The sequence below is a fragment of the Streptomyces sp. NPDC058295 genome (genome assembly GCF_042880655.1).
GTDB lineage: Bacteria > Actinomycetota > Actinomycetes > Streptomycetales > Streptomycetaceae > Streptomyces > Streptomyces coriariae.
Genome location: NZ_JBHVYO010000068.1, coordinates 1 through 11,577 on the forward strand (window position 1 = coordinate 1; position 11,577 = coordinate 11,577).

At 72.2% G+C, this 11,577-nt stretch carries 12 protein-coding genes and 3 pseudogenes; 2 read left to right on the plus strand and 13 right to left on the minus strand.

Annotated elements, in window-relative coordinates; genetic code table 11:
• Nucleotides 1-38 precede the first annotated feature (38 nt).
• From ACFVYS_RS39915 to ACFVYS_RS39970, 12 genes are all read right to left on the minus strand, one after another.
• Entirely contained in the window at nucleotides 39-371 is a 333-nt protein-coding gene (locus tag ACFVYS_RS39915; protein ID WP_389510265.1) for a TcmI family type II polyketide cyclase, read from the minus strand.
• 20 nt (nucleotides 372-391) lie between these two features.
• Nucleotides 392-871, minus strand: coding sequence for an SRPBCC family protein (locus ACFVYS_RS39920; protein ID WP_054240494.1), 480 nt, complete (start codon nucleotides 869-871; stop codon nucleotides 392-394).
• Nucleotide 872: 1 nt separating this feature from the next.
• A complete protein-coding gene (locus ACFVYS_RS39925) occupies nucleotides 873-1,127 on the minus strand; it encodes an acyl carrier protein (RefSeq protein WP_385677740.1) in 255 nt (84 codons plus the stop codon).
• Between the two features lie 35 nt (nucleotides 1,128-1,162).
• Nucleotides 1,163-2,413 (minus strand): ketosynthase chain-length factor, encoded by a 1,251-nt coding sequence (locus ACFVYS_RS39930; RefSeq protein ID WP_389510267.1) that lies wholly within the window; start codon nucleotides 2,411-2,413, stop codon nucleotides 1,163-1,165.
• A complete protein-coding gene (locus tag ACFVYS_RS39935) occupies nucleotides 2,410-3,678 on the minus strand; it encodes a beta-ketoacyl-[acyl-carrier-protein] synthase family protein (RefSeq protein WP_389510269.1) in 1,269 nt (422 codons plus the stop codon). Before ACFVYS_RS39935 ends, ACFVYS_RS39930 begins: the two co-directional genes overlap by 4 nt.
• Nucleotides 3,675-4,094, minus strand: a complete 420-nt coding sequence (locus ACFVYS_RS39940) for a cupin domain-containing protein (protein WP_389510271.1) — start codon at nucleotides 4,092-4,094, stop codon at nucleotides 3,675-3,677. The genes ACFVYS_RS39935 and ACFVYS_RS39940 overlap by 4 nt, the downstream gene beginning before the upstream one ends.
• A 94-nt stretch (nucleotides 4,095-4,188) precedes the next feature.
• Complete coding sequence (locus tag ACFVYS_RS39945; protein WP_389510273.1) at nucleotides 4,189-5,340, minus strand: SchA/CurD-like domain-containing protein; 1,152 nt, start codon at nucleotides 5,338-5,340, stop codon at nucleotides 4,189-4,191.
• Nucleotides 5,341-5,476: 136 nt separating this feature from the next.
• Nucleotides 5,477-6,223 (minus strand): class F sortase, encoded by a 747-nt coding sequence (locus ACFVYS_RS39950; RefSeq protein WP_389510275.1) that lies wholly within the window; start codon nucleotides 6,221-6,223, stop codon nucleotides 5,477-5,479.
• A gap of 116 nt (nucleotides 6,224-6,339) precedes the next feature.
• The gene (locus tag ACFVYS_RS39955) at nucleotides 6,340-6,924 is read right to left on the minus strand and encodes a hypothetical protein (RefSeq protein WP_389510277.1); all 585 of its coding nucleotides are present in this window, start codon (nucleotides 6,922-6,924) and stop codon (nucleotides 6,340-6,342) included.
• 134 nt (nucleotides 6,925-7,058) lie between these two features.
• A complete protein-coding gene (locus tag ACFVYS_RS39960; protein ID WP_389510279.1) occupies nucleotides 7,059-8,777 on the minus strand; it encodes an FAD-dependent oxidoreductase in 1,719 nt (572 codons plus the stop codon).
• A 174-nt stretch (nucleotides 8,778-8,951) separates the two neighbouring features.
• A complete protein-coding gene (locus ACFVYS_RS39965; protein ID WP_389510281.1) occupies nucleotides 8,952-9,881 on the minus strand; it encodes an anti-sigma factor RsbA family regulatory protein in 930 nt (309 codons plus the stop codon).
• Nucleotides 9,881-10,234, minus strand: coding sequence for an STAS domain-containing protein (locus ACFVYS_RS39970; RefSeq protein WP_389510283.1), 354 nt, complete (start codon nucleotides 10,232-10,234; stop codon nucleotides 9,881-9,883). Before ACFVYS_RS39970 ends, ACFVYS_RS39965 begins: the two co-directional genes overlap by 1 nt.
• 126 nt (nucleotides 10,235-10,360) lie before the next feature.
• Between ACFVYS_RS39970 and ACFVYS_RS39975 the strand changes: the two are divergent.
• Together ACFVYS_RS39975 and ACFVYS_RS39980 are read left to right on the plus strand one after the other, a co-directional pair.
• A pseudogene (locus tag ACFVYS_RS39975) lies at nucleotides 10,361-10,606 on the plus strand (DUF6629 family protein); the annotation flags it as partial.
• Nucleotides 10,599-11,090, plus strand: a pseudogene (locus ACFVYS_RS39980) (glycoside hydrolase family 97 C-terminal domain-containing protein); the annotation flags it as partial. The pseudogenes ACFVYS_RS39975 and ACFVYS_RS39980, both read left to right, overlap by 8 nt.
• Nucleotides 11,091-11,222: 132 nt before the next feature.
• Here ACFVYS_RS39980 and ACFVYS_RS39985 read toward each other — a convergent pair.
• A pseudogene (locus ACFVYS_RS39985) lies at nucleotides 11,223-11,552 on the minus strand (PQQ-binding-like beta-propeller repeat protein); the annotation flags it as partial.
• Between the last annotated feature and the right edge of the window lie 25 nt (nucleotides 11,553-11,577).

Below are 11,577 nucleotides of genomic sequence, written 5' to 3' on the forward strand. Positions count from 1 at the left end.
TCGCGGGCCCGGCGACCGGTGATGGTCGGCGGGGGGGGTCAGCCGGCCGGCTCGCGCTCCCAGAGGTAGAAGCGCTGCGCCATGGCGTCCTTCGGGGAACGCCAGGTCTCGGGGTCGTACGCGCTGACGTAGGTGGCCAGCCGCTCGCTGACGTCCCGGAACTCGGGATGTCCGGTGATCTTGGCGATGGCGGGCCCGGGGTCGCGCTCGGACTCGATCAGATGCATGTACACGTCGCCGAACTGGAACAGGCTGCGCCGGTTCACACCGACGAGCCGCGGCAGCTCTCCCCGGTCGGACTCCTCGAACACCTTGGCGATGTCGGGTGCCGACCCCGGGGCCATCCGGGCGACGATCAGAGCTTGGTGCATGGTGCTGTTCTCCGTCCGGCTCAGTCGGTCAGACCGGGGGTGGCACCGCGCTCGGCGGCGGTCTTCTCGATGCGGTCCCGGATCAGGCCCAGCTGGACCTTGGAGTTCCGGTTGATGTTGTCGGTCATCCACTCGTCGTCGACCGGCGCCTCCGGCTTCATCGCGAAGTCCTGCGTCCACACCATCCGCGTACCGGCCGGCACCTCCTCGTACCGCCAGTGGATGTCCATGTGGGCGAAGGGCCCCGTCTCGACCCGGCGGGCCTTGACGGTGAGCGTGTCGCGGTCCGGCTCGCGCTCCGAGACCCAGCTCCACACGGTGCCGTTCTCGTCCGGGTGCATGGTCAGCCGGAACGTCGTCCTGCGGCCCTCCCGCGAGAGGATCTCGACGGAGGCGTACTCGCTGAACAGCCGCGGCCAGTTCTCCAGGTCGTTGGTCACCTCCCAGACCAGGTCCAGAGGCGCCGCGATGGTGATCTCGTTCTGCGTGTGTCCGGTCATCTCACGCTCCTGTCATGAGGGCACTGTTGACGAGGTCGAGGAACTGCCGGGGCGACTTGGAGCGTTCGGCGTCGGGAGGCATCGGCGTGCCGTACCGGTTCTCCAGTTCGCCCACGATGCCCAGCAGTCCGAGCGAGTCGACGCCCAGGCGGTCGAAGCCGGCGTCGTCGCGGCGGAGATCCTCCGGGGCGACGGTGACGCCGGCGGACTTCTTCATGAGTTCGGCCAGCTCTTCCACAGTGATGCGGTCAGTCATGCCATTCCCTTCCTCTGCTGCTCCGCGGCGCCTCGCTACGAGGCGTCGGTGGCGCCGTGCCGCAGCACCAGCGCCGAGTTCGACCCCATGAGTCCCCGGCTCAGGACCAGCGCCGTGCGTACCTCGGCGGTACGGGCCCGGCCGGTCACGAGGTCGAGGTCGTGGCAGATGTCGAAGACGTTCGGGGTGGGTGGGATCAGGCCGTGCTCCATCGCGAGCACCGCCGCCGCGACGTCCATCAGCGGCGCCGCGCAGTAGCCCCTGCCGATTCCGGTCTTCGGCGCCGTGACGGGCACGCGGGTGCCGTGCGCCCCGAGGGCGTCCGCGATCGCCAGGGCCTCGGCGCGGTCCGCCTCCGGTACACCGAGGGCGTCGGCGAAGACCACGTCGATCTCCTCGGGAGCGCAGTCGGCCTCCTGAAGTGCTTGCCGGACGGCCTGGACGAGCCCCTCCCGGGACTCCTCCCAGCGGGAGGCCCCGGTGAAGGTCGCCGCGTGTCCGGCCAGGTAGGCCTGCACCCGCGCGCCCCGTGCCCGGGCCGCGGACTCCGCCTCCACCACGAGCATGGCGCCGCCCTCGGCCGGCACGAACCCGCAGGCCGCGGAGGTGAAGGGGCGGTAGGCGCGGGTCGGGTCGTCGACCGTGCTGAGTTCCTCGTAGCCGAGTTGGCAGACCACCGAGTAGGGCGCGATCGGCGCCTCGGTGGCCCCGGCCACGATCACATCGGTGCCGCGGCGCACCGCCCGCGCCGCGTGGGCGAGGGCGTCCAGGCCGCCGGCCTCGTCGGCGGCGACGACCGAGCAGGGGCCCTTGAAGCCGCGGCGGATGGAGATCTGGCCGGTGCTGGCGGCGTAGAACCAGGCGATGGACTGGTACGGGCCGACGAAGCGACTGCCCTTGCCCCACAGCTGCTGGAGCTCCCGCTGCCCGAACTCGCCGCCGCCGGAACCGGCCGCGGTGACCACGCCCACGGAGAAGGGCGCGGCGTCGGTCTCCGGCCGGCCGAGCTGGGCGTCGTCCAGCGCGAAGTCGGCCGCGGCCATCGCGAAGTGCGTGAACCGGTCGGTCTGGACCAGGAAGCGCTCCTCGATCGCGGCCGACGGGTCGAAGTCGCGGACCTGGCCCGCCACCCGCAGCGGCAGATCCTCGCAGCCCTCGCGGGTGACCCGGTCGAGGACGCTGATGCCCTCCCTGGTGGACTTCCAGAAGGTCTCGGTACTGGCTCCGTTGGGCGCGATCACACCGATTCCCGTGACGGCCGCGCGCCGTGGCAGGGGTTCGCTCATCGTGTCTTCTCCCTCGGCCGGTTCATGACCACCGCGGACTGGAAGCCGCCGAACCCGCTGCCCACCGAGAGCACGCTGGCGAGCTTGCGCTCACGGGCCACGCGCGGGACGTAGTCCAGGTCGCACTCGGGGTCGGGCGTCTCGTAGTTCGCGGTCGGCGGTACGACCTGGTTGGCCAGGGCCAGCACACAGGCGACGAGTTCGATCGCACCGATCGCGCCGAGGGAGTGGCCCACCATCGACTTGATGGAGCTCATGGGCGTGTCGTAGGCGTGGGTGCCCAGGACCCGCTTCACCGCGGCGGTCTCGTGGCGGTCGTTCTGCTTGGTGCCCGAGCCGTGCGCGTTGACGTAGTCGATCGCGGTGGCGTCGAGCCGGGCGTGGTCGAGGGCTTCCTCGATGGCCCGGGCCATCTCCAGGCCGTCGCCGGTCAGGCCGGTCATGTGGTAGGCGTTGCCGAACGTGGCGTATCCGCCGAGCTCGCAGTAGACGTGCGCGCCGCGGGCCCGGGCGTGTTCGAGCTCCTCCAGGACGAGTACGGCGCCGCCCTCGCCCATGACGAACCCGTCACGGTCGGCGTCGAAGGGGCGCGAGGCGTGGGCCGGATCGTCGTTGTTGGAGGAGGTGGCCTTGATCGCGTCGAAGCACGCCATGGTGATCGGCGAGATCGGCGAGTCCGAGGCGCCGGCTATGCAGATGTCGGCCCGGCCCTCCTCCACGGTGTGGAAGGCGTACCCGACCGCGTCGAGCCCGGAGGTGCAGCCCGTGGAGACGGTCTGCACCGGACCGCGTGCCCCGAACCGCTCCGCCACCGTCGAGGCGAGCGTGCTGGGCGTGAACGCGCGGTGCAGGTGCGGGGCCGCCTGCCGGTGGTCCACGTCCCAGCGCTGCCCGCCGTGGCTGACCGCGACGTAGTCGTTCTCCAGCCGGGTGGTGCCGCCGACGGCGGTGCCCAGGGAGACGCCGACCCGCCAGGGGTTCTCGGCGGCGAGGTCGAGACCCGCGTCGCGTACCGCTTCGTCCCCGGCGACCAGGGCGAACTGGATGTAACGGTCGCACCGTTCGACGTCGGTCGCGTTCAGGCCGTGGGCCGCCGGGTCGAAGTCGCACTCGGCGGCGATCCGCGACCGCAGACCGGTCGGGTCGAAGAACGTGATGGCCCGCGTCGCCGTGCGCCCGTCCGCCAGGAGGTTCCAGAACGCCGGTACGCCTATGCCGCCCGGGGCGACGATGCCTATGCCGGTGACCGCCACTCGTCTCGTCATGAGCGCACCTGACGTCGCTCGGCCGACGCCGCCCCGACCACGGCGGACTCGGCTTCGGTTCCCTCGGTGTCGACGTGGCCGAGCGGCGGGCTCGGGGCCAGCGGGCCGAGGTGGAAGACCATACGGGCCTCCACCTTGCCGACGTTGCGGAAGCGGTGGCGCACGTTGAGGGGGATCAGGAGCCCCTGCTCGGGCTGGAGCGGGTGCGGCTCACCGTCCAGGTCCACTTCCAGCTGTCCGCACACCACGTACACGAACTCCTCGGAGTACGGGTGGTAGTGCTCACCGATGCGGTCGCCGGGCTGGATGAGGGCCAGGCCCATGAAACCGCTGGTGGCGCCCACCGTGGCCGGGGTGAGCATGGCGCGCAGGTCGCCGCCTCGCCGGGTGTTGGGCTCGACCTCGCTGAGATCCATGATTCTGTGACGAGAAGTGATCACGACTTCCTCCGATGATGTGGTGCACCGACATGGCAGGGGCGGGGCACCGCCCCTGCCACGTGATGACGAATCAGGCGTCGGGCGACCGGCGGTCGGTGACGAGATCCATGCGCGCCAGTTCGAGGAAGCGCGCGAGACGGCCGTCCTTCGACGCGGACGCGCCGGCGGCGTCGTCCTGGAGCGTCGTCAGCTCGGCCACCTGTCCGGGGTCGGACAGACCCAGGGCCTGTACCGGGTCGGCGGCCTCGAGTCCGCCACGCACGTCGATCAGCCGTACGACGACATCGTCGCGCTGGAAGATCGTGCTGCGCAGGACCGGGCTGCGCGGGTCGTCCGCCGCCGCCTCGTCCTGCCGGGCGAGCAGCTCGGCCAGCTTCATGCCGCGGTCCTGCCGGGCCGGGTAGTACAGGGCGTACCGCTCGGCCTGCGGGTTCTGCCGCTCCTCCGCCGTCACGTGGTGGACGGCCGGCAGCGCGGCGCGGGTGAAGAAGACCCGGGCGGACTCGGGGTCGTTGAGGTCCCGGTCCTGCTCCAGATGGGGGTTGATGGCCTCCTCGACGGCCCGTACCTCGGGCTGCCGGGAGACGTGGCGCAGCGCGGAGAGCAGGTCGCCCCGCACCTCGATGGCCCGCACCACCCGGTTGCCGTGCATGAACAGCGAGGTGCGGCACAGCCGGGTGGTGTCGTCGACCTGCGGCTCGGGTGAGGCGTAGTCGGCGAGGATCTTGGCGACGATCTCCTCGCTGCCCGGCTTGACGGTGAAGGTGAGCGCGTGCCGGATCACTCCGTCGCCGATCCTGGGCGACGTCTGCAGCCGGCGCTTGGCCTGGTCGGCGGCCGCCGGGCCACCCGTCTCGCGGACGACGTGGAAGCGCAGCGAGCGGGTGTCGCGCACGCAGCTGTGCAGCGGCTCCACCATCGCCACGTGCTCCTCGCTGTTGACCCAGGCGAGGAACGGCGGGGCGCTCTCCCACTCGCTGGTGATGAGCCACTGCGAGGGGTTCTCGATGGACTGGCACAGCTGGTCGCTGACGTGCCCGGGGACGGACGCGACCTGGTTGCAGAGCTGCTCGTACGCCTCGAGGAACTGCTGCTGGGCCCCGTCGTAGACGTCGACCAGAAGGACGACGCGGAGCCGGGAACCGTCGAACACGGACTGGGAGACTCGTTGCGACGCCTGTCGCGCCCGCGAACCTGCAACACGTTCGGAGGTGGTGGTCATCCTGCGCACATCTCCTTCGCGGAGGGGAAAGTGAACGTCGGCCGCGGTGATGCGACGTCAGCGTTCCTCGATCCTGTGCCCGTCCCCGCGAGCGCGCGACTCGGATGAACTACGTGGGTGACTGGGCGGCCGGCCGTCAGACGAGATGAGCGAAGACGACCAGGTTGTCGGTGTAGTCCTTGACCCGCCGGTCGTAGGCCCCCGCGCAGGTGATGAGCCGCACCTGCGCCTCGGAGGTGTCGCTGTACACCCGTTCGCTGGGGAAGTCGGCCTTGTCGAAGGTCTCCACGCTGTCGACCCGGAAGGACGCCTTGGCGCCGTCGGCCCGCACCACCTGGAAGCCGTCGCCCTTCGCCAGCTCGCTGAGGCCCGCGAAGACGGCCGGGGAGGTCTTGGTGTCGACGTGCCCGGCGATGATCGCGGTGCCCGCCTCGCCGGGTGAGGCTCCCTTGGCGTGCCAGCCGACGAGGTTGACGTCGTTCGCGGGAGGCGGCTCCAGCCGGCCGTCGGCACCGATGGCGAGGTCGACGAAGGGGGCGTCGACCGCGATCTTCGGGATGAGCAGCCGCACGGGCCGGGAGCGCGGCAGATGCTTGCCCACCGCATCCCCGGCGTCCGCCGCTCCGGCCGGCGGGGTCTGCGCGGCCGGAGTGCGGGGCGCGGGGACCGATCCGGCTGCGGGCGGGGCGTGCGGTGGGCTGGCGGTGCCGGTCGAGGTGTGGTCGCCGCCGCCGAACAGGTTCAGTGCCAGGAGCACCGCGACCGCGGCGCAGACCATCATCAGGCCGGCGCGGGACGTTCCCTCTTCGGTGGGCGCCGGCTCGGCGCCGGAGGGTTTGGCGGGGTCGGAGGAGGAAGGGGAGGAAGAAGGGGGAACTGCCATCGGGGACCACCTCATTCGGGCGCGGCAGCGGGGCGGACAGAGCACGGGGAGCGAGCCGGGCCGCCACGCGGGGGTACCGGTGGCGGCCGCGGCTTCGCTATCGCGTCAGGCATGGGTCAGGCCACACCCCCCACCGTCTTCTTGCGGCGCAGGGCGTAGAGGCCGGTGCCGGCGACGGCGAGGACGCCGAGTCCGGCCGCGGTCGCCGACGGGGTGGCGAGGGCGCCGCCGCCGGTGTGCATGCCGCCGCTGGGCTTGTCGTGCTCCTTGCTCCAGCCGCCGGACTCCTCCTTGCCGCCGTTCCAGGAGTCCTTGCCGTGCTCACCGCCGGTGGAGCCGCCCTTCTCGGTGTCCTTGTCCTTGTACGTCTCGGGGTCGAACCGGGGGTCCACGGCGACGCCGGTGCTGTCGTTCACCGAGGCGAGGGCGCCGCCGCCGGTGTGCATGCCGCCGTGCGGGGAGTCGTGCTCCTCCTTGCCGTGCTCCTCCTTGCCGTGCTCCTTGCCGTAGGAGGAGTCCTCCTCCTTGCTGTACGAGGAGTCCTCGTCCTTGTCGTGCTCCTTGCCGTACGAGGAGCTGTCCTCCTTGCTGTAGGACGAGTCGTCGTGGTCCGTGTCACCGGCGGCGTAGGCGCCGGGGGCGCCGATGGCGAGGGCGGCCGAAGCCGCCGCGGTGGCCAGGATCATGCGAGCTGAACGCATCTGATGGTCCTTCCGTCACGACCGGGCAGCCGACACTTCGTCAGCTCGGGTGACCCGGACGGGACGTGATCCACCGTCAGCCGCCCGTCGCGTCGGCACCACTCGGGGCGTTCACACGGGTGAAGCCCGCGGGGTCAGCCGAGCCCCAGCCCGGTCTTCAGTACCTGACGCAGCGTCGCCCCGGCGTCCACGTCCGGACCCGGCGAGCGCCATACGACGAACCCGTCGGGCCGCACGAGTACGGCGCCTCCGCGTGCCGTGCCGTGGCGCTCCGCCCAGTCGGCGTCGCCCTCCGGCACCAGGTCCGCGTCGGCTCCCGTGCCCACCCGGTACGACCTGAGCGGGAGGACCAGCTCCTCGGCGAGGCGGGTGGCGGCCTCGTGCCATCCGCTCGGCTCAGCGGCGTCGCTGAGCAGGACCAGGGTCCGCTCGTAGAGGTCGAGGGTCGAGATCCGCTCGTCGCCGCGGCGGACCCACAGGTGAGGTGCCCTGCTGCCGGGTCCTCCGGTCAGGTCGAGGCTCTCCGGCACGACCGGGACCGCGGGGTCGGCGCCGACGACGGCGCCCTGCGGGTAGCGGTAGCCGAGGGCCACGTTGAGGATGCCTCGCTGGGGACCGCCGCCGCCGGCCGCGGGCGGCGCGGCGAACCCGGGGTGGCTGTGCTCGGCCGACCGGGCGGCGGCTCGGGCGCTGGTGGCCTCGGCCACGGGCCGGCGCTCGGCGTCGTAGGTGTCCAGCAGCGCCTCCCCCGCCCAGCCGTCGACGACCGCGGCCAGCTTCCAGGCGAGGTTGTGCGCGTCCTGGATACCGGTGTTGGAGCCGAAGGCCCCGGTCGGGGACATCTCGTGGGCCGAGTCGCCGGCCAGGAACACCCGTCCCGACCGGTAGCTGCGGGCGACCCGCTGGGCAGCGTGCCAGGGCGCCTTGCCGGTGATCTCCACGTCGAGGTCGGCGACCCCGACCGCCCGGCGGATGTGCTCGACACAGCGCTCGTCGGTGAACTCCTCGAGGGTTTCCCCGTGTTCGGGGTGCCAGGGGGCGTGGAAGACCCAGTTCTCCCGGTTGTCCACCGGCAGCAGGGCGCCGTCGGCGTCCGGGCTGGTCAGGTAGCAGACGATGAACCGGCGGTCGCCCACCACGTCGGCGAGGCGCCGGGAGCGGAAGGTGAGGCTGACGTTGTGGAACAGGTCGCCGGGCCCGCTCTGACCGATACCGAGCTGCTCCCGGACAGGGCTGCGGGGGCCGTCGGCGGCGACGAGGTAGTCCGCGCGGATGGTGGTGTGCTCACCCGTCTCGCGGCTCTTGACCACCGCGGTGACGCCGGTGGGGTCGCTGTCGAACGACATCAGCTCGGTGGAGAAGCGCAGGTCGCCGCCGTGCCGCTTGGCGTGGTCGAGCAGGACCGGCTCCAGGTCGTTCTGGCTGCACAGGCACCAGGAGCTGGGGCTGAAGCGGGCCAGGCCGCCGCCCGGGTCGATGTCCCGGAACAGCCACTCGCCCGCGTCGCCGACCAGGGTGGGCGCCTGCAGGATGCCGTGGTTGTCGGCCAGGGTCGCGGCGGCCTCCTGGATCGCCTGCTCGACGCCCGCCACCCGGAACAGCTCCATCGTGCGGACGTTGTTGCCGCGGCCGCGGGGATGGATGGAGGTGCCCGCGTGGCGCTCCACCAGTACGTGCGGTACTCCCAGCCGTCCCAGGAACAACGAGGTCGCCAGGCCGACCAGGGAGCCGCCGACGATGAGGACCGGGACCCTGATGGTGTGGGGGCCGGTCTCTTCGGCTCGTTCTTTCGTCACTCTCGCCTCCAGCGCGTCGATTCCGCCGACCCGGCCGGATACGGCGGAGATCCTCATGCATGCCCCGTGGAGGTGACGGCGGCTCAGGCTTCACCCGCCTGCGTCGCGGCGCCGGACGGGCCCGTCCGGCGCCTCGTGAACCGTCGGACCCCGCACACCTTCGGGTGCACGGGGAACGGTTCTGACCGGCCGGGGTCTCGGTCGGACTCCCGGCCCGGGTCCCGGACGGCCTCAGCCGCCGAGGTAGAAGCGGACGGTCGTGCCCTCGTCGGAGGTGTGCACCCGGACCAGGTCCGCCACGTAGTGGACCAGCATCAGACCGCGACCGCCGATCTGACCGCGCGCCGGCGGTCTGCGGCCGGCGAGCGGATCGGACAGCCGGCCCGCGTCCCGGACCTCGCACACGACCTGTCCCGCCCGGGCCCAGACGGCGAGCGTTCCCCGCCCGGCGCCGTGCACCACGCTGTTGGTGGTCAGTTCCGCCACCGCCAGCTCGGTGTCGTCCAGCCGCTGCCCGGCGAGGCCCAGCCGTGCGGCCTCCTCGACCGCGAAGGCGCGCGCCGCGTACAGCTCGTCGACACCGAACGAGAACACGGCGGCGTCCGGCGCGGGCACCAGCACCTCGTTGTACCGGGCCACGACGGAACGCCAGTCGTAGGCGTCGCTGACGCCCTCCGTGTCGCGGGACACGATCGTCGGATGGGTGAGCCGCGCGTCGGCCAGGACCTCCTCGTCCAGGCTTGCCTCGTCGTACGGGCAGAGGATGGTCACCGGACGGCCCTCGAAGGCCGCGTTGATCAGTGCCTCGTGCTGCGCGCAGGCCGGGTACTCGTCCGCGCTGCGGCCCGCCCAGATCGGCTCGCCGATGATCCGGACCCGCCCCCGCTGATGGGAGTCGGCGAACGCGCGTAGCACTCCGGGAATGATCCGGCCCGGGTTGCGGCCCGCCACCGTCATGTCCAGCAGCCGAACGGCCCCGGCGTCCGGGCCCAGTCCGGCCCTGATCAGCTCCAGGTTGGGTCCCGGCACCGCCACCGCCACCGGCTCGCCGAGGTCCAGGCCCTCCTGCACGAAGGACACCGTCCGGTCCACGTACTCCTGTTCGGTGCGGTAGAACAGCGCGGGGTGCTCAAACGCCTCGTGGGTCGCCACCGTGCTCATCACGGCGCCACCTCGATCCTGCCGAGACCCGGCCAGAACAGGCTCAGTACGCGTGGCACCTGCGGTGGCGGATGCTCGACCACCACCCGGCCTCCGGACAGGCCCAGGGCCGTGACGGCGAGCGCCGCGACCCCCGCCACGTCGACGAACGCCACTTCCGACAGCTCCACATAGGACACGTCGGCATGCTGCCGGGCCAGGCCCGCCAACGCCTCTTCCCAGGGCGAGCGAGTGATCTCGCTGATCTCCCCCCGGGCCCGGATACCGGGCCGACCTGACAACGGGCCCACCTCCAGCACGGCCGCGCCGTGCACCGGCCCGAGTCCGTCGTCTCGCTGCGAGACGTCCACCACCCGCGGCCTCCTTCGCTGTCTGCCGTTCACCGGCACCAGCGTAACGCGGCCCCTTACACCGTTGGTGCGCTACTCGAACAGAGGCGTCGGCAAGGCGGCCGGGAAATCGCCGGAACGGGACGTGGCCTGGCCCGCACCGCACGAGGAGGTGCGGCGGCCGTCGGGGTGGCCTGCGTGACACGGGTGCGCGACCCCCGGGATCTTCCCCTTGCCGCGCTGCCGCTGCTGCTCGGGGCTCATCAGGTCGTGGAGCCGGTGGTCTGGGACTCGGGCGGGGGCAGCGGGCCGGCCACCGTCACCTGGGCCGTGATCGCGCTGCCGCTGCTGGCGGTGTGGGTGCCGGCGGTCGTGCGGTGCGCCGCCCCGCCCCAACTCGGACGCGGCGGAGGTCGGGCTGGCCGTCGTCTACGAATCGGGGCTCCAGATGTTCGCGGGCACCCCCGGAGTCGTACGACGTACGGCCGCTCGCCCGAGCCTTCTTCGACCAGGTCCCGGCGGCCTGGGACGACACCCGGCTGCTGGCCGGAGAGCCCGGACAGGAGGCGGTGCTCGCCCGCCGCGACGGCGACCGCTGGTTCCTCGGCGGGGTGTACACGGGCGCGGCCCGTACGGCCGAGGTCCCGCTGACCCTCGGCCGGGGCCGGTGACTGGTGGCTGGTGGCTGGTGGCTGGTGGCTGGTGGCTGGTGGCTGGCGAGACGATCGGGGACGCCGCCGACGGCCTCGCCCAGGACCGGCGGGTTCTGCGCGGCGGGGACACGCTCACCGTCGATGTCGTCGCCCGGGGCGGTTTCGCCGCCCTCGCCTGTCCCTGGCGACCGGGCGTCACCACCTGCTACCGCCCGGACCTCAGGTGACGGGCAGTCCGTAGGCCCGGTCGAAGTGCTGGGCCACCAGGTGTCCGGCTCCGTCGCAGGAGAGCTGCCAGTCGTTGACACCGGTCTCGCGGCCGTCGGTGAGTTCCACAGCAGGCGGCCCGAGGCGGTGTCGATCGCGTAGAAGCCGTTCCTGTTCTCGAAGGCCGGCACGTGGACGGCGTGCGCTCCCACCGCGATCGGGTGGTCGACGTTGATCCGGGGGGTCTCGCAGAACCAGCGCCGGGTGCCGTTCGCCGCGTCGAAGGCGTGCACCCCGTAGGGCTCGGTTCCCGTGACGTAGACCGTGTTGCCGGCCGCCCCGAGGGAGGCGAACATGCCGCGTTCCGCCTCCGCCTTCCAGCGGAGCCCTCCGGTGCCGAGGTCCAGGGCGATGAGCTCGGAGCCGATGGCGAAGACGGTCCGGCCGAGCACCGCGAGACCCGGCCGGAGGTCGTAGCCCACCGGGTGCCGCCAGCGCAGGCTGCCG

Bases quoted from the DNA above. Each gene is read 5' to 3' on its own strand.
- ACFVYS_RS39955 (WP_389510277.1), bottom strand. From the start codon at position 6,924: ATGCGTTCAGCTCGCATGATCCTGGCCACCGCGGCGGCTTCGGCCGCC.
- ACFVYS_RS39945 (WP_389510273.1), bottom strand. From the start codon at position 5,340: ATGACCACCACCTCCGAACGTGTTGCAGGTTCGCGGGCGCGACAGGCG.
- ACFVYS_RS39915 (WP_389510265.1), bottom strand. From the start codon at position 371: ATGCACCAAGCTCTGATCGTCGCCCGGATGGCCCCGGGGTCGGCACCC.
- ACFVYS_RS39925 (WP_385677740.1), bottom strand. From the start codon at position 1,127: ATGACTGACCGCATCACTGTGGAAGAGCTGGCCGAACTCATGAAGAAG.
- ACFVYS_RS39965 (WP_389510281.1), bottom strand. From the start codon at position 9,881: ATGAGCACGGTGGCGACCCACGAGGCGTTTGAGCACCCCGCGCTGTTC.
- ACFVYS_RS39935 (WP_389510269.1), bottom strand. From the start codon at position 3,678: ATGACGAGACGAGTGGCGGTCACCGGCATAGGCATCGTCGCCCCGGGC.
- ACFVYS_RS39930 (WP_389510267.1), bottom strand. From the start codon at position 2,413: ATGAGCGAACCCCTGCCACGGCGCGCGGCCGTCACGGGAATCGGTGTG.
- ACFVYS_RS39940 (WP_389510271.1), bottom strand. From the start codon at position 4,094: ATGGATCTCAGCGAGGTCGAGCCCAACACCCGGCGAGGCGGCGACCTG.
- ACFVYS_RS39950 (WP_389510275.1), bottom strand. From the start codon at position 6,223: ATGGCAGTTCCCCCTTCTTCCTCCCCTTCCTCCTCCGACCCCGCCAAA.
- ACFVYS_RS39920 (WP_054240494.1), bottom strand. From the start codon at position 871: ATGACCGGACACACGCAGAACGAGATCACCATCGCGGCGCCTCTGGAC.
- ACFVYS_RS39960 (WP_389510279.1), bottom strand. From the start codon at position 8,777: ATGAGGATCTCCGCCGTATCCGGCCGGGTCGGCGGAATCGACGCGCTG.